This window comes from Pseudoalteromonas sp. SR45-6 (genome assembly GCF_014163545.1).
Taxonomy (GTDB): Bacteria; Pseudomonadota; Gammaproteobacteria; order Enterobacterales; family Alteromonadaceae; genus Pseudoalteromonas; species Pseudoalteromonas rhizosphaerae.
The window spans coordinates 1-17489 of record NZ_JACJDM010000036.1 but is presented as its reverse complement, the minus strand read 5'-3'; the positions used below and the strand labels follow the sequence as shown (position 1 = coordinate 17489).

Below are 17489 nucleotides of genomic sequence, written 5' to 3'. Positions count from 1 at the left end.
TTACACTTACGCCTATTAAGCCGCTTTACGAGCGTCTTTAACTAACTTATTTACGCGATCTGAAAGAGATGCGCCCTGACCTACCCAGTGTTCTACACGAGATAAATCTAAACGTACTTTTTCTTCTTGACCACTAGCAATTGGGTTAAAAAAGCCTACTTTCTCGATGAAGCGACCGTCACGCGAGAAACGGCTATCCGCAACCACAATTTGATAGAAAGGGCGTTTTTTAGCGCCACCACGTTGCAAACGAATAGTTACCATACCGTCCTCTAAATAGATTGACTGTTTTCATTAATAAGATTTACTCCCCAGTATGGGGAGCTGGGGAATTGTACGAGTTTTTAGCAACAATGCAAGTAAGAAGTGACTCGAAATGACTGTTAAGTTGATTAAACTATGATCTACGCGTTAAATCAGGCTATATAGAACTTTCAACGCATAATTTATCTACAAAAAAAGAGGCTATTTGCCTCTCTTTTTAGTTAACTGACTCGCTACATCAGCATGGCGTCAGTTAAAACATTAAAATTTAGGGCCACCGCCACCCATCATTCCTGGTGGTAACATGCCTTTCATGCCGCGCATCATTTTCATCATGCCGCCTTTACCTTTCATTTTTTTCATCATTTTTTGCATCTGCGTAAACTGTTTTAGCAGCTTATTGATCTCTTGTACTTGCGTACCAGAGCCTGCTGCAATACGCTTTTTACGAGAGCCTTTAATGATCTCTGGACGCGCACGCTCTTTTTTCGTCATTGAGCTGATGATCGCTTCCATCTGAATAAAGGTTTTATCACCCATCTGACCTTTCACTGCATCAGGCAGGTTTTGCATACCAGGTAATTTATCAAGCATTGACATCATGCCGCCCATGCTTTTCATTTGCTTTAATTGATCAGCAAAATCATCAAGAGTAAAGCCATCACCTTTAAAAACTTTTTCAGCAACTTTTGCAGCTTGCTCTTTATCGACTTTCATTTCGACTTCTTCGATCAATGAAAGTACATCCCCCATACCAAGTATACGCGATGCGATACGATCTGGATGGAAAGGCTCAAGCGCATCAGTGCGCTCACCAACACCCATAAACTTAATAGGCTTGCCGGTAATATGGCGGATTGATAGTGCAGCACCACCGCGCGCATCACCATCGGTCTTGGTTAGTATCACACCGGTCAGAGGTAATGCTTCATCAAACGCTTTGGCAGTATTGGCAGCATCTTGACCCGTCATGGCATCAACCACAAACAAGGTTTCGATTGGGTTAATAGCATGATGAAGATTTTTAATCTCGTCCATCATGTCATTATCAACATGCAAACGACCTGCGGTATCAACTAATACAACATCGATAAATTTCTTTTTCGCATGAGAAATAGCTGCCTTCGCAATATCAACCGGCTGTTGTGAAATGTCACTTGGGAAAAACTCAACACCTACTTCATCGGCCAGTGTTTCCAACTGTTTAATAGCCGCAGGACGATAAACGTCGGCACTGACTACTAATACTGATTTCTTTTTACGTTCTTTTAAGAATTTGGCAAGCTTAGCAACACTGGTCGTTTTACCCGCACCTTGCAGACCCGCCATCATTACAACGGCTGGCGGTTGTGCGTTTAGGCTCAACTCTTCGTTTGCTTCACCCATGGCTTTTTCAAGCTCTTCGCGAACGATTTTAATGAACACTTGCCCAGGACTTAGGCTCTTAGTTACTTCAATACCTACCGCGCGCTCTTTAACTTGTTTAACAAACTCACGAACAACGGGTAAAGCGACGTCGGCTTCTAAAAAAGCCATACGCACTTCGCGTAGTGTATCTTTTATATTGTCTTCAGTAAGGCGTCCACGGCCGCTGATATTCTTTAAGGTTTTACCTAATCGTTCTTGGAGGTTCTCAAACATGTAAAGGTTCCGATCAAACGTGATATACCAATTTCCCAACCAACGTTATTGCCGCAAGTTTAGCACTTACTATTAATAGCGCTGATTTCATATAATCAGTATTATTAAAATTTTAATTAAAAACAGTATACCGTAAATGGTGGCGCACAATACAGTGTTCAAGTGAGCTGTTTGAGTTTCTTTTTACAAACTCTATGCATTTGCCTCACTATAAAATACAATGCCATTACTCTAACAAGGAATATTTGACTCAAATTGAGTGGCCCAAGCACTATGCTGATTATTAGTTTAACTATTATTGCCAGTTTATTTTATATCTTCGCGACGTCTCACGTGCTGTCTCGGTTATTTCACCAACAAGGTCCGAGCCAAAAGCTGACGGTTATCCTCAGCACGGTGGCAATTTTAGCCCACATGTTATTACTGGTGAATTCAGTGTTTCGCGCCGATGGCCAAGATTTAAGTATTGTTAATGTATCACTGTTAACCTGCTGGGTGATTGTGGTCTCTGTCACTACGGTGTCGTTAAAATTCCCTGCCACATTATTACTGCCTGTTGTCTATGGCTTTGCTGCTTTGCTAACAATTGCCAGCTTATTTATCCCGCATCATATTTTATTGCAAAGTATTGATGTTGAAATAGGTTTAGTCACTCATATTTCGCTTTCCCTGCTTGCATACTGTGTGTTAATTATTGCCACTTTATATGGCGTACAGTTTTACTTTATTGATAAACGCTTAAAACGAAAAGACTTAGCGATTGTGCATAGCCATTTACCGCCATTAATGGTGGTTGAACGCCAACTCTATCACTTATTAACGCTAGGCACGGTTTTGTTAACCTTAGCGTTATTATCTGGTTTTATTTTTCTTGATGGCATGTTTGCTAGTGAATTTATTCATAAAACTGTTTTATCATTAATTGCTTGGGCTATGTTTGCAACGGTGACAATTGGTCACTTAAAGCAAGGCTGGCGTGGGAAACCGGTCGTACTAGCTATCATGGCTGCTGCTTTTGTTTTAACGCTGGCTTATTTTGGCAGTCGTTTTGTGCAAGAGGTGATCCTGAATAAGTTTTAACTTGACTCAGGCAGCTCACTCCCGCTTAATACGCATTGGTTAAATAAAAAAGGATCCTTCTTTGGACGACATCTCTACAAGTGTTTTGTTTATAATACTTGGAATACTCATACTTTGTTCTGCATATTTTTCTGGTTCTGAAACGGGCATTATGTCAATTAACAGAATCCGCTTACGCCACCTTGCTAAAGAAAATCACCGCGCAGCAAAGCGTGTCAACAAACTTTTGAGCCGTCCTGATAGACTTATTGGCCTTATCCTTATCGGTAATAACTTGGTGAATATTGCTGCCGCGCAGGTTGCAACCATTATCGGTATTCGTTTATATGGTGATTTAGGTATCGCTATTGCCACTGGCGCACTAACTTTAGTCGTGCTTATATTTGCAGAAGTAACGCCTAAAACGCTAGCTGCGCTTTACCCTGAAAAAGTTGCCTTTCCTAGTTCGGTGATACTCAAAGGGTTACTAAAAATTCTCTTTCCATTTGTCGTCGTCGTTAACTGGATGACCAATGGTATATTACGCCTATTTGGTATTAGTGCTGCACAAATAGATGAGCACAGCATGAGTAAAGAAGAATTAAAAACGGTGCTGAATGAATCGGGTGCGCTGATCCCCGCGCGTCACCAAAGTATGTTGACCTCCATTTTAGATTTAGAGCAAGTCACTGTCGAAGATATTATGATCCCGCGCAACGAAATTGTTGCCATTGATATCAATGATGACTGGAAACTAATTAGTAAACAGCTTACCCATGCACAACACACGCGAGTACTTTTATATCGCGACCAAATTGATGATGCGGTAGGCTTTATTCACTCACGGGATGCACTGCGGTTATTAACAAAAGAGCAATTTGATAAACCATCATTGCTTCGCGCAGTTCGTGAGATTTATTTTATTCCTGAAGGTACGTCGCTCAATACTCAGCTATTTAAATTTCAGCAATCAAAAGAGCGTATCGGTTTAGTAGTTGATGAATATGGTGATATTCAAGGATTAGTTACCCTCGAAGATATTCTTGAAGAAGTGGTCGGTGACTTTACCACTACGCAAACACGTACTCCAAGTGAAGAAGTTGTGTCACAAGATGATGGCTCATTTTTAGTTGATGGCGGTGCTAACGTACGCGATCTAAACAAAGAAATGGATTGGGAGTTCCCTCTTGATGGCCCGAAAACATTAAGTGGCTTAATTGTCGAATACTTAGAAGACATTCCTGATGCCAACTTGAGTTTGCGTATTGCAGGCTATCCGATTGAAGTTGTTGAAGTAAAAGAGAACATGATCAAACTGGTGCGCATTCAAGCGAACAAGCGCAAAATATAAGCAATATCTGTAGAGTAACCTATGGTTACTCTACTCCCTCAGCTCATCCCCGCAACAAATTTTTTGTTCATTATTCTCTATAAAGTGTTAATTATTAGGCTATTATATTTGTAACTTTATAGATGTGGAAAATGCAATGGAAGATATCTCTATCGAGACCCTGTACACCAAAGCGATTGAAATGCTAATGACCTATGGCCCTCGATTTTTATTGGCAATCTTTGTTTTAATTGTTGGTTGGTGGTTTGTTGGCCGTATTGCCAGTATGGCTGAAAAATCAATGGCAAAGGTAAAATTTGAAGCCGGATTAAGTCATTTTTTGGTCTCCTTCTTATCGGTTATTTTAAAGTTGCTATTACTGATCTCAGTCGCATCAATGATTGGTATAGAAACAACCTCGTTCATTGCTATGCTCGGTGCTGCAGGCTTAGCGGTCGGTATGGCATTACAAGGCAGCCTAGCGAATTTCGCCGGTGGTGTGCTGATCTTATTTTTTAAACCATTTAAAATTGGTGATGTCATTGAAGCCCAAGGCTATATGGGTAAAGTGGTTGAAATTCAAATATTTGTTACCGTACTACTCACTTATGATAATGAAAAAATTATTATCCCAAATGGTGCACTTTCTAATGGCTGTGTAAAAAACAAGTTTGCAGAACCAACTCGCCGCGTCGATATTGAGTTTGGTATTAGCTACAGTGATGATGTGCTTAAAGCGCGAGAAGTACTAATGGGCGTGTTAAATAGCTACGAGTTAGTACTCAAAGATGAAGCAAAACAACCGGTTGTGCATGTAAGTCAGCATGGCGATAGCCATATCGGCATGTTGGTCTGGGCATGGGTTGATTCTGAAAATTACTGGCCAGTGTATTTTGGTTTATACGAACGCGTTAAAATTGCCTTCGATAAAGAAAATATTACCATTCCATTCCCACAGCGCGATGTACATATTCATCAATTCCCAGGGAAATAAACTAATACTAAAAAGCCCGCTGTGCGGGCTTTTTAAAATCTTGAATCTTGTCAGATCAGCTAAATAACCTTTCTAACCACCCTTTATCTAAATCGTCTTCACAACGTTTAAGCTGAGCCGCATAGCGACTTGCACGATTTTTTACTTTATTAGCCACTGCCATTAACCACTTTTTATTTTTATAGGTGCCGCGTTTATAACCGCCCCAGCCTTCGTGGTAATTTAGGTATTGCGCGTAGGCATCCCATTTCGAGATGCCATTAACTTTATGAGTCTTATAAACAAACCAGCCCATAAAGTCGATAGCGTCATCAAAATCATCGCGATCTGCGCCGCTATTACCCGTTTCACGAATATAATCAGACCAGGTGGGAGTTTTTGCTTGTGAGTAGCCGTAAGCTGAACTTGCTCGCCCTGTGGGAATAACCCACAAAAAGTATTCCATTGGCGGTGCAGCATCGTGTTTAAAGGAGCTTTCTTGATACATCATGCTCATTAGTACATGTTTAGGTGAGCCCCATTTTTCTTGGGCATCTTTTGCGTCATAGTACCAATCGCTTTTTTCTTCAAAAATTTTACATATATCATTAGGTTGCTTTGGAGGGGCTGTTGCGCAACCAGTTAACAGAGCCCCCAGCGATAAAATAATTAAACTATTTTTCATTTTTTTTTATGCTCGCTGAACTTTTTATAAAAGTATAAGTCTTATTTTATGAATGCGCAGTTTAGCATTGTTTATCCCTGAAGAATCTTTACGCAGCCAACTTGGGCTGCGTTTTTTTGCCTGCTTATTTAGCTACAAACTTACTTAGTGGCAAAATAATCATCTAAAAATGCATTAAATGTTTGATTATCAGCGGCTTTCAACTCGCGTTCAGCAATAACTGACTGTTCTGCTTGTTGTTTTAAATAGCTGTCTGAATACACTTTATATGGCGTATCTTGATGTTGTTGCTGGTAACTTTTTGCCAACGATAAGGCAAAATAACCATTATCAATACCAGACCCTTTCAGTTGACTAACGTAGCGCCCTGAGTATGTTAATTCAGGATCTGCTATCCATTGGCTTAATCGAGTAATCGTTTCGCTGTAATAGCTAACGCCGTAAGCATTATCCATATAGGCTGCAACTTGTTGTAACTGTACGAAGATCTCTGCTCCCCACGTTGCTAGACTGCGTAAACTACCAGAGCGATTTAGCATCACTTCTAAAGCGCGACCTTGGCTTACAACCGTATCTAAATTTTCGGTGCTCCGCTGTTGCGAATCCCAATCCATTGTTGGAGAATCTTTCAATAAGCAATAAGTTAGAAAAACATCTAGGAAATGAATTTGCTCAATATCAATTCCCGTTGCTGCAAATGGATTTACATCTAGAGCCCGGATTTCAATATACTCAATACCGCCACGTAACAGTGCGTCAGTCGGTGTTTCACCACTTTTAGCATTGCGCTTAGGACGAATTGGCGAATAAAATTCGTTTTCAATCTGCAATACATTTTTATTCAATTGTTTAGGCTGGGCATCTTTATAATCAGCAAGCTGACCATAAATATCTGACGGTGAATGAATCGCACTTTTTAATCCTGCTACATATTCATCTAGTGAGTTATACAGTACTTTTAGTGATGACTGAGCACTGTTGGTATAACCCAAATTACCTAAGCGCAAAGCTGTACCCACTTCAAGATAAAGCGTACCTTTACCTAGCTTTTTAAAAGGAAGATCCGTACTGCGCCCTTGTAAAAATGAATTACACAGCGCTGGCGATGCACCAAATAAATAACTGATCAACCATAGTTCTCGTTTGAAGTTACGGATCAGTCCTAAATAACCAGCCGAAATAAACTCTTGTAATGAGCCAGTATCGCCTTTAATCGTTTTTAAACTCTGCCAAAATGACTCTGGAAACGATATATTAAAGTGCACACCGGCAATCGCTTGCATCATGCTGCCATAACGATTTTTAAGACCTTCGCGGTACAAGGTTTTCATGCGTCCAATATTAGAATCACCAAATTGAGCTAATACAATGTCATCTTGATGTTCTATAAAACACGGCATACTGATAGGCCATAATAATTCATCGCCCATCTGTGATAGGGTAAACTTTTGTAAGTCTTGCAGCTGATTTAACGTTTCTTCAGCAGATTCACTAACGGGTGTTATAAACTCTAGTAAAGACTCAGAAAAATCAGTTGTGATATGCCCGTTAGTTAACGCACAACCAACCCCTTTTGGATGACCTTGCTGTGAAATTACACCGTTTGGCTTGATCCGCAACGCTTCTCTTTCAATACCGCGTTGAATGCCTTTAATTGCGTATTTATGCTGTTCTGGGGCTAGCGCTGCTAACGCTTTAGTTAAATCATGTGTAGTCAAAAATGCTTCCTCGAGCCACGTGGCCTAATCATAAGTCAATGGGGGCAAATTGATAATACTCAAGGTTTAATAGTGGCATAACTCTAATTTCCACTATTTTCCAAGAAGGTCACCGTATGTTTGTAAAGCAAACTTGCTGCGGGCAGCCAAGCTATAATAGCCAAATATTTACTAATCTTGCCATTGTAAGAGCTAATATACAATTGCTTTAATGACACCACAGTAATGCAAGATACTGACTAATTAAATGTTTGCTTATTATGTGCAACTCATTGCTGACATTTACTCATTGCTCGTACTAGAGCAATGATATCTATTTATATATTAAGCTATTACCCGCGCACTTTTTGCAAGTTTCTTTGTTTTAGATCATTAAAAAGCTATTTAATAGCTATTTTACTCCTGTGATCACTGAACCTGCTATCATTACATTTGTATGAACTTTATAATCATCACTAATAATAAAGCATGTTTAAGGACTACCTATGCGTCGGGGTCAGCAGTTAATAAACGAAGAAGTCACCTTTTCAGATCACCAGGAGCTCGTCTCCACTACAGATATACGTGGAGTGATAACCTATGCAAATAAAGAATTTTGCAACATTGCCGGCTTCACCCTTGAAGAACTGATTGGCAAAAATCATAATATTGTTCGCCACCCAGATATGCCTAAAGCAGCATTTAAAGAAATGTGGGGAAAACTCAAACAAGGTCATTCATGGCGCGGCATGGTAAAGAATCGCTGCAAGGATGGCCGCTATTATTGGGTTGATGCATTTGTTACTCCTATTTTTGAACATGGTCAACTCGTTGGCTATCAATCAGTACGAACAAAACCGAGCGAACAACTAAAACGACGCGCACAAAGCCTATACACTAAAATAAATGCCGGTAAATCGTTGTCCTCTTGGCGTGAATGGGTAGGTGTTCGCCAAAGTGCAGCCCTACTGATTGGCTTACTTGGTTTAGTACTATTAGCAGCTTTTGTATCTATTGCTGTTGCATTGATAACCACGTTATTTAGTTTACTAATTATGCTATTAAATTATGATGAATTAGTTTTCACACCAACAGCACTGAAACAGCTAAAGGCAGTAAATGATTCTGTATCCCGCTATGTCTATGTCGGCCATCATCCATTTAGTATTAGTGAATATAACCAGCAAATGCTTAATGCTAAATTACGTACCGTATTAGGACGAGTAAAAGATACGACTGTCACGTTTACCGGTATTGCGGCTAATCTAGACCAACAATCAGCATTAACTGAAAAAGGCATTGCCGCACAAGGACAACGCCTTGGCCAAATGGCCACCGCAATGTCACAAATGAGCGCAACCATAGGTGAAATATCGGGCAACACTCATCATACCGCTGAAAAAGTAAATATTACTTACCAAAGCTGCACTGATATAAAACTGCACATTGCAGACAATAGTGCCATGGTGTCTGACCTTGCTTTACAAGTTGAACAAGCGGCAAGTACTGCTAATTCCCTTGCAACCGAGGCGGATAAAATAGGTCAAGTAATGACTGAAATCGAAGGCATTGCAGAGCAAACCAATTTACTGGCATTAAATGCTGCAATTGAAGCCGCGCGTGCTGGTGAACATGGCCGAGGCTTTGCAGTAGTTGCCGATGAAGTGCGTGCATTATCTTCTCGTACTCAACGTGCTACTGCACAAATTCATAGCTCTATTAAAGAAATTCAAGATACCCTGTTTAGCTGGTCTACGGTCATGAAAAACACCAAGGCGCAAGCCGATGAATGTGTAAATACCACCGGACATACTCAAGTTGAACTAGATAGCATTTTCGCGCAAATAAGTGAAATATCACAACTAGCGACACAAATATCTGCTGCCGCCGAGCAACAACAAACTGTCAGCCTCGATATTAGCGACAACATTACACAAATAAAAGGTTACAGTGACGAGAACTTAACGTTGAGCTTTAATGTCGCTAAAGGTGCTGCACAGCTTGTCGAAGGCTCACGTAAAGTTAACGATATTTTACTGACTTTTAAGGTTTAATTAAGCGCGGCTAAATGATAGGGGTTTATCTTTAATAGTTACTTTATAACTTTTTATTCGCAGCGAGTTTAAGGCCAGCATATTCACTGGCCTTAAAACTCAGTTAATCAGTTAGCGTGATGAGAACACTAAACCATTTTCGTCAGCATCAATTACTATCATGTCACCACTTTGATATTCACCTGCGAGTAACTTCTGCGATAATGGGTTTTCAATGGTATGTTGAATAGCCCGTTTGAGTGGTCGTGCACCATAAACCGGATCAAAACCACTGGCTGCAATTCGATCAAGAGCTGCATCACTTATTTGTAACAAGTAACCCATTCCTGTTAGGCGCTCACGTAACTTGCTTAACTGAATATCTGCAATCTCTTTGATATGTTCATTAGCAAGTGGGTGGAATACTACGGTTTCATCAATACGATTAATAAATTCAGGTCTAAACTCATTAACCAAAACCCCCATCACTTTTTCTTTTAACGCTGCATAATCGTTGTTACCGGTTTGCTCTTGAATAATATCTGAGCCTAAATTTGAGGTCATGATGATCACTGTATTTTTAAAATCAACAGTACGACCTTGGCCATCCGTTAAACGACCATCATCTAACACTTGCAGTAGAATATTAAATACATCAGGATGTGCCTTTTCGATTTCATCAAGCAAAATTACAGAATATGGACGACGACGAACAGCTTCTGTTAAGTAGCCACCTTCTTCATAACCAACATAGCCCGGAGGCGCGCCAACTAAGCGAGCAACTGAGTGCTTTTCCATAAACTCAGACATATCAATTCGCACCATCGCGCTTTCAGTATCAAACATATATCCAGCTAACGCTTTAGTCAGCTCAGTTTTACCGACCCCGGTTGGGCCTAAAAATAAAAACGAACCGATTGGCCTATTTGGATCTGCAAGCCCTGCCCGTGAACGACGAATCGCATTCGCCACTGCGACTACGGCTTCGTCTTGACCGATCACTTTATGGTGTAAATGTTCTTCCATTTGCAGCAGTTTTTCACGCTCACCTTGAAGCATGCGCGATACAGGAATGCCAGTCCAACGTGAAAGTATCTCAGCAATTTCATCTTCACCCACTTGGTTTTTAAGTAAGCTCATTTCTTGCATTTCAGCTTGTGAAGCTAAGTCGAGTTTACGTTCCAACTCTGGAATGCGGCCGTATTGCAACTCTGACATACGTTGTAGATCAGTGGCACGACGAGCAACATCTAAGTCTAATCGCGCTTGCTCAAGTTCAGCCTTAATTACTTGAGTACCTTGCAAAGAGGCTTTCTCAGCTGTCCATACTTCATCAAGTTCACGGTACTGGGCTTCAAGATCGGTGATCAGCTCCTGCATCTCAGAACGACGCTTTTGACTGGCGTCATCTTTCTCTTTAGCAAGTGCATTATCTTCGAGTTTTAGCTGGATGATACGGCGCTCTAATTTATCTAATGATTCTGGTTTTGAATCGATTTGTAGGCGAATAGACGAACCCGCTTCATCAATTAAATCAATGGCTTTATCCGGTAGCTGGCGATCGCTAATGTAGCGGTGCGATAAATGCGCTGCGGCAACAATGGCTGGATCGGTAATTTCAACACAGTGATGTAACTCGTAACGCTCTTTCAAGCCTCGAAGAATCGCTATGGTATCTTCTACTGATGGTTCTTCAACAAGCACCTTTTGAAAACGACGTTCTAAAGCGGCATCTTTTTCAATATATTTACGATACTCATCAAGGGTTGTAGCACCGACACAATGCAGTTCACCTCGAGCCAATGCAGGTTTGAGCATATTACCCGCATCCATTGCACCATCAGATTTACCGGCGCCCACCATAGTATGAATTTCGTCAATAAACAGAATCACTTGGCCTTCTTCTTTAGCCAATTCATTAAGCACTGACTTTAAACGTTCTTCAAACTCACCACGGTATTTTGCACCGGCCACCAAGGCTCCTAAATCAAGCGATAACACACGTTTGTTTTTCAAGCCTTCAGGCACTTCGCCATTTATAATACGCTGCGCGAGCCCTTCAGCTATAGCGGTTTTACCGACACCGGGTTCGCCAATCAACACGGGGTTATTTTTAGTACGCCGTTGTAATACTTGAATGGTGCGGCGAATTTCATCATCGCGGCCAATAACAGGATCAAGTTTACCTTGCTCTGCACGCTCAGTTAAATCGATAGTAAACTTTTTCAGCGCTTGACGGGTATCTTCAGCATTCGGATCATCAACTTTTTGACCACCGCGAATAGCTTGTATTGCTGCTTCTATTTTAGTGCTGGTCATATTTAAAGCGCGGAAGATATCACCCAATGGCCCTTTATCATCACACGCTGCTAATACAAATAACTCACTGGAGATGTATTTATCTTTACGCTTTTGCGCGTACTTATCGCATAAGTTGATCAGTGAAACCATGTTATTTGACAACTGCACGTCGCCGCCAACACCTTCCACTTTAAATAGCTTTTCTATCTCTTGTGATAACTTGGTATTAAGTTCATCGGCACTCACACTGGCTTGGGCTAATAACGCACGCACACTTGAGCCACTTTGCTGCAAGAGTGAATACATTAAATGTACTGGTTCAATAAATTGATGATCACGACCAAGCGCTAATGACTGAGCGTCAGAGAGCGCAGATTGAAATTTACTGGTAAATCGATCTAAACGCATAAGGGGTTACCTATTAAAAAAACTAATTACTTAATTAATGGGTATGCTCGGCACTTTGATCAAGGCTTAGGAGAAAATATACTCACTGAATAGACTATTACTTGCGCCAGATCAAAGAAGCCATACGGCCTGTTTGACCATCTCGACGGTATGAGAAGAATTGTTCGCTATTGCTAACTGTACAGTACTCACCACCACTAATATTTCTTATGCCTAGATTAATAAGCTGTGTGGTTGCGAGCAGATAAATATCCGCTAAATATTTACCATCCGCCTGCGCCACAAATGCAGTGTGATGAGATGCTGATTGTTCACAGAAAAGCGCTTTTACTTCACTGCCAACCTCAAACTTTGCAGCACCTATGGCAGGACCTAACCACGCTATAATTTGTTCTGCAGGGCTGCTAAAGTGACGCAAAGTATTAGCGATAATACCCGCATGCAAACCGCGCCAGCCACCATGAATAGCAGCCACCTCATCACCACTTTCACAGGTAAGTAAAACCGGCAAGCAATCTGCTGTCATAATTGCCAGTGGTTGATTTTTTAATCGGGTATACAGCGCATCCGCATCATAATTAGCCTGTGGGTCAAAATACTCATCCACAACAACGACTTCACTGCTATGGATCTGATTAAGCCACACCGGTGCTTTAGGAAGCTGAGCAGCTAAAAGTGCGCGATTCGTTAATACCGCTTGCTGATCATCGCCCACATGTAGGCCTAAGTTTAAACTCATAAAAGGCGCATGCGATACACCGCCCTGACGAGTTGTACTGAGAGCACCTACATTGGTTGGCGCTGTCCAATTAGGATAAAGCATTAAAGCAGCTTAAAAATCGATATTTGGATTAGCTTTGGTGTCTTCACGAAGTACGTGCGTCATGGCAACCATGTCATCAGGAATTGGCGCCTGCCAAGTCATCATTTCACCCGTAATTGGGTGTGCGATACTTAGCTTTACCGCGTGCAATGCTTGACGATTAAATTCACGTAACATTTGGAACAATTCAGGTGTTGCGCCTTTTGGTGGACGTGGACGACCGCCATAGGCTTTATCACCAATCAATGGATGATTAATAAATGCCATATGCACACGAATTTGGTGAGTTCGGCCAGTTTCTAAACGAAGACGTAATCGCGTATGCGCACGGAATTTTTCAGCAACTCGAAAATGCGTAATTGCTGGTTTGCCCTGCTCATGCACAGCCATGTGTGTACGCTGCGTAGGATGGCGGCCAATTGGTTTTTCAACCATGCCACCCGCTGTCATTGTGCCATTACAAATTGCTTCATATTCACGCGTGAAATTTTCACGCTTTTGTAATGCTTTAACTAAATGTGTTTGCGCCTGAATTGTTTTAGCTACCACCATCAAACCGGTAGTATCTTTATCTAGACGATGCACAATACCTGCGCGCGGAACATTAATGATATCTGGATAATGATGCAACAATGCATTGAGCACTGTGCCATCAGGATTACCGGCACCAGGGTGCACAACTAAACCCATAGGTTTGTTGATAACCAAAATATCATCATCTTCATAAACGATGTTTAATTTGATATCTTGCGCTAGATATTCACGTGGGGCTTCAATGCTAGTTTCAACATTGACCGTTTCACCACCAAAGAGTTTTTCTCTCGGGGTGTTTAAAATTTCACCATCCACGGTGATTTTATCATCCAAAATCCACGTTTTTATACGTGAACGTGAATAATCAGGGAACAATTGCGCCAATACTTGGTCTAGACGTTTACCGCCTAACTCAGTTGGCACCTCGGCTTGAAGAGAAATTTGCTCTGACATTAGTAACTTTACCCAATTTACCAGTGCAAGCTGTGCTCGACTGGGTTAGAATCGCTTTTAATAAAAGCATTATATAATAAGCATAGTTTACTCGGTTTTACCCACTTGGCCTAGCCGAAGACATCGAAGGTAACAAATAAAATGATAAATAGAATAGGGAAACGTGCATTCGCCATTGTTTTTACAGTTTCATTACTTGGTTTAGGTGCCTGTTCGTCAGCACCTGATGCAGAAGATATCCAACGCGTTCCTAATAAATCAGCGCAAGCGTTGTATGATGATGCCAAACAAACACTTGATTCAGGCTTGTACGCGCGTGCAATTGAGCTTTTGAGTGCGATTGATTCACGCTATCCGTTTGGGCCTATGTCAAAACAAGTACAAATGGATTTAGTCTACGCCCATTACCAAGCGGGTAATACTGAACAAGCGCTTGCAACAATTGACCGTTTTATTCGCCTAAATCCAAACCACAAAGATTTAGACTATATGTACTACATGCGTGGTTTAGTAAATATTAAAGCCGATAAAAACGCATTCCAAGAGTATTTTGGTGTTGATAGAGCCGACCGTGATGCTAATCGTACCCGTGTTGCTTTTACTGATTTATCAACTTTAGTTAACCGCTTTCCTGACAGTGGCTATGCCCCTGAAGCAAAAAGACGTTTAGTTTGGTTACTCAACAAAATGGCACGTTACGAGTTGAAAGTTGCTGATTACTACTATGAACGTGAAGCTTACTTAGCAGCAGCAAATCGCGGTAAATATGTCGTAGAGCATTATTCTCAAAGTAGTTACTTAGATAATGCACTGGAAATGATGGAAAAAAGCTACAACAAGCTTGGTTTACCAGAATTAAGTAAACACGCTAAAATGACCCGTGAGTTAAATAAAAAGAAATAAATTAACATATACAAAAAAGGCGCTACTGATTGTTTATAAGTAGCGCCTTTTTTATGTCTGACTTTTAATCTCAGATAATAAATTAAATCGCGTCTTCATCTTCTTCAGCAGTACGAATACGTACCACACGCTCAACGTCAGTGACGAAAATCTTACCATCGCCAATTTTACCTGTTTGTGCTGTTTTAACGATCACTTCAATAGCACGGTCAACATCGTCATCACCAAGGACAATATCAAGTTTTACTTTTGGTAAAAAATCAACCATGTATTCAGCTCCACGATATAACTCAGTATGCCCTTTTTGACGGCCAAAACCTTTCACTTCACTGACGGTCATGCCAGTAATACCGACATCAGACAACGCTTCACGAACATCATCAAGTTTAAATGGTTTAATTATTGCTTCTATTTTTTTCATTAATTGTTGCTACTTTTAAATTCTGTTTGAGTCGATTTTAGACAATCCTGCAGTTCATAGCAAACAAAGCAATTGAATTACGGTGATTTAATCAACAACAATGGTATGATTATTAAAAACCTAGCAACTATACTTAAAATATAAGTCGTTAGCATCACGTTTGAGTGAGTCCCTGAGTATTTAGAGGTAGATATGAAAAAAATACAACGTGGTTTTACGCTATTAGAGCTAATGGTCACCATTGCAATAGTCGGTATTGTGGCTACGATAGCTTTATGGGATAGCAGTGATATGCTAGAGAATAACCGCGCTGAAAACTATTTACTTGAGTTAAAGCGAAACATCAACTTTGCCCGTGCAAAAGCAACCAGCACAGATTCACTCATCGTGGTATGTAGTGGCGAAACTTCTAGAATTGAAAATGACCAAAGAGTGACATGTTTAAATGATTGGAGTGAAGGCTCGATCATCGTCTTTTATGATAATAATGGTAATGGCATTCATAACCCGCGTATAGGGGACAAAATACTCAGGGTGATGTCTGAAATACCCGATAATAGTCAATTTACGTTTACCGGTGATAATTCATTAATATTTGATGCCAGCGGCCGTGTCACCACAAACCCCGGCATTTTTACCTACTGCCCTAATAAAGACAATAAAGACAATAAAAACAATAAAGCAATGGAAGTAAGTGTCTCTGGCACAGCTTTATACTATGGAGATACTAAAAACACTTGCGATTAAATGCCAATCAACCTTGCATCTAATTTAGGGTCAACTAATCTTAAGTAATTAGCTATTACTGAGTGCTTCATGGATGAACAGCATACAAAGCGCAGTTATCTTAAAGGGAACAACGTTAGTTGAAACTATGGTGGCATTGAGCATTATGTCTGTGATGTGTCATTTTATTTTATTTAATTATCAGCCTTTACTAATAAACAACCGCTTAGATAATCACATCGCTAAAGTAAACCGAGCTATTAACTTGTCCCGTTTAAATGCAATATCTTATAGTGCCAATGTGACGCTTTGTGCGCTGAAAAACAATCAATGTTATAACGATAATTGGCACAAGCAACTAACCGTATTTACTGATACAAATGAGTTAGGTGTATTTGATGGTAACGATCAAACTTTATTTTATATCGAGCCTACGCACCCACAAGACATGTTGACCTACCCACGACCTTTTATCACTTTTCGTTATGATGGTACCCCAATGGGGCTTCATAACGGTACCTTTACTTACTGCCCTGCCTATAAAGAAGCAAGCTTTGCAGGGCTGGCAATATCAATTAGTTACACCGGAAGAACAAAAGTTAAAAGTACTTCTAAGTGCCAGGAGTAGCTATTTTATATTTAACTTAGGATTATTTCCCCCAGCACATTGCAGAATTCGCTTTCGGCGTTGCAGTTTTTAACCCTGCATCATCGATTGTAAACGTCTTACAATCTTCATCCTGCAGTGGCGGCCCCGCAACTGGTGTTGCAGTGAAACTAAACATTCCTGCATCATTATCAACGTCAGCCTTAATTGTGTAAAAACCGTGCTCTGTTGGTGTTACAACGCCGATGTTATCTAAATTAGTCGTGTATTGACGATTATCTACAAAAAACTGTTCTTGTCTATTCGCGGCATCAAGAAGCGATGTTATCGCTTCTGTACGCGCAGTACGTTTAACATGCTCAAAGTAGCTTGGTAACGCAATTGACGCAATAATTCCTAATATTGCGACGGTGATCATCAGCTCAATTAACGTAAATCCTAGTTGTTTAATTGTTGTCATTTACTTCTCGCTTATAAATAAAGGTTTGTTGTGTTTTAAAACCAAAACCAATTGGCACAGCATCATTAACTAACTTGATATTGCCATCTTTATCAAATGAAATACCAGGCCCAAGAATCTCTTTTGGGATGAATGGGTTCTGTGCACTAAGATCATTACTATCTGTGGCTT

The 17489-nt window shown here is 40.6% G+C and carries 17 protein-coding genes; 7 read left to right on the top strand and 10 right to left on the bottom strand.

Going from position 1 to position 17489, the window contains the following annotated elements; genetic code table 11:
- Window positions 1-15: 15 nt before the first annotated feature.
- Together rpsP and ffh are read right to left on the bottom strand one after the other, a co-directional pair.
- The gene (gene rpsP, locus H5158_RS15060; protein ID WP_145237191.1) at window positions 16-264 is read right to left on the bottom strand and encodes a 30S ribosomal protein S16; all 249 of its coding nucleotides are present in this window, start codon (window positions 262-264) and stop codon (window positions 16-18) included.
- A gap of 261 nt (window positions 265-525) precedes the next feature.
- Window positions 526-1905, bottom strand: coding sequence for a signal recognition particle protein (gene ffh, locus H5158_RS15055; protein ID WP_145237194.1), 1380 nt, complete (start codon window positions 1903-1905; stop codon window positions 526-528).
- Between the two features lie 273 nt (window positions 1906-2178).
- On the opposite strand from ffh, the gene H5158_RS15050 reads away from it, so the two are divergent.
- The 3 genes from H5158_RS15050 (at window position 2179) to H5158_RS15040 (ending at window position 5288) form a co-directional block, all read left to right on the top strand.
- A complete protein-coding gene (locus H5158_RS15050) occupies window positions 2179-2985 on the top strand; it encodes an inner membrane protein YpjD (protein WP_145237197.1) in 807 nt (268 codons plus the stop codon).
- Window positions 2986-3046: 61 nt separating this feature from the next.
- Window positions 3047-4315, top strand: a complete 1269-nt coding sequence (locus tag H5158_RS15045; protein WP_145237200.1) for an HlyC/CorC family transporter — start codon at window positions 3047-3049, stop codon at window positions 4313-4315.
- Window positions 4316-4451: 136 nt separating this feature from the next.
- Window positions 4452-5288 carry a mechanosensitive ion channel family protein gene (locus H5158_RS15040; RefSeq protein WP_145237203.1) on the top strand — a complete coding sequence of 279 codons (837 nt, stop codon included), beginning with the start codon at window positions 4452-4454 and terminating at the stop codon, window positions 5286-5288.
- Between the two features lie 55 nt (window positions 5289-5343).
- Here the strand turns inward: H5158_RS15040 and H5158_RS15035 are convergent, their stop codons facing one another.
- The gene (locus H5158_RS15035) at window positions 5344-5952 is read right to left on the bottom strand and encodes a hypothetical protein (RefSeq protein ID WP_145237206.1); all 609 of its coding nucleotides are present in this window, start codon (window positions 5950-5952) and stop codon (window positions 5344-5346) included.
- A gap of 140 nt (window positions 5953-6092) precedes the next feature.
- Window positions 6093-7670, bottom strand: a complete 1578-nt coding sequence (gshA, locus tag H5158_RS15030; RefSeq protein WP_182740351.1) for a glutamate--cysteine ligase — start codon at window positions 7668-7670, stop codon at window positions 6093-6095.
- A 485-nt stretch (window positions 7671-8155) separates the two neighbouring features.
- Between gshA and H5158_RS15025 the strand changes: the two genes are divergently transcribed.
- On the top strand, window positions 8156-9703 hold the full coding sequence (locus tag H5158_RS15025; protein ID WP_182740350.1) for a PAS domain-containing methyl-accepting chemotaxis protein: 1548 nt from the start codon (window positions 8156-8158) through the stop codon (window positions 9701-9703).
- Between the two features lie 111 nt (window positions 9704-9814).
- On the opposite strand, the gene clpB is transcribed toward H5158_RS15025, so the two are convergent.
- From clpB to rluD, 3 genes are all read right to left on the bottom strand, one after another.
- Window positions 9815-12391: an ATP-dependent chaperone ClpB gene (gene clpB / locus H5158_RS15020; protein WP_149980795.1), complete on the bottom strand. Its 2577-nt coding sequence runs from the start codon at window positions 12389-12391 to the stop codon at window positions 9815-9817.
- A gap of 97 nt (window positions 12392-12488) precedes the next feature.
- Window positions 12489-13214, bottom strand: coding sequence for a peptidoglycan editing factor PgeF (pgeF, locus tag H5158_RS15015; RefSeq protein WP_182740349.1), 726 nt, complete (start codon window positions 13212-13214; stop codon window positions 12489-12491).
- Window positions 13215-13223: 9 nt separating this feature from the next.
- Window positions 13224-14201, bottom strand: a complete 978-nt coding sequence (rluD, locus tag H5158_RS15010; protein ID WP_145237221.1) for a 23S rRNA pseudouridine(1911/1915/1917) synthase RluD — start codon at window positions 14199-14201, stop codon at window positions 13224-13226.
- Window positions 14202-14342: 141 nt separating this feature from the next.
- On the opposite strand from rluD, the gene H5158_RS15005 reads away from it, so the two are divergent.
- Window positions 14343-15104, top strand: a complete 762-nt coding sequence (locus H5158_RS15005; RefSeq protein ID WP_149980797.1) for an outer membrane protein assembly factor BamD — start codon at window positions 14343-14345, stop codon at window positions 15102-15104.
- Between the two features lie 82 nt (window positions 15105-15186).
- On the opposite strand, the gene glnB is transcribed toward H5158_RS15005, so the two are convergent.
- Window positions 15187-15525, bottom strand: a complete 339-nt coding sequence (gene glnB, locus H5158_RS15000; protein WP_145237227.1) for a nitrogen regulatory protein P-II — start codon at window positions 15523-15525, stop codon at window positions 15187-15189.
- 192 nt (window positions 15526-15717) lie between these two features.
- On the opposite strand from glnB, the gene H5158_RS14995 reads away from it, so the two are divergent.
- Both H5158_RS14995 and H5158_RS14990 read left to right on the top strand, forming a co-directional pair.
- The gene (locus H5158_RS14995) at window positions 15718-16272 is read left to right on the top strand and encodes a GspH/FimT family pseudopilin (RefSeq protein ID WP_182740348.1); all 555 of its coding nucleotides are present in this window, start codon (window positions 15718-15720) and stop codon (window positions 16270-16272) included.
- A gap of 73 nt (window positions 16273-16345) precedes the next feature.
- The gene (locus H5158_RS14990; RefSeq protein WP_182717090.1) at window positions 16346-16879 is read left to right on the top strand and encodes a GspH/FimT family pseudopilin; all 534 of its coding nucleotides are present in this window, start codon (window positions 16346-16348) and stop codon (window positions 16877-16879) included.
- Window positions 16880-16901: 22 nt separating this feature from the next.
- Here the strand turns inward: H5158_RS14990 and H5158_RS14985 are convergent, their stop codons facing one another.
- Together H5158_RS14985 and H5158_RS14980 are read right to left on the bottom strand one after the other, a co-directional pair.
- Window positions 16902-17318, bottom strand: a complete 417-nt coding sequence (locus H5158_RS14985) for a type IV pilin protein (RefSeq protein WP_182740347.1) — start codon at window positions 17316-17318, stop codon at window positions 16902-16904.
- Window positions 17305-17489: hypothetical protein (locus tag H5158_RS14980; RefSeq protein WP_182740346.1), on the bottom strand; the 185-nt coding region annotated here is incomplete at its 5' end. The genes H5158_RS14980 and H5158_RS14985, both read right to left, overlap by 14 nt.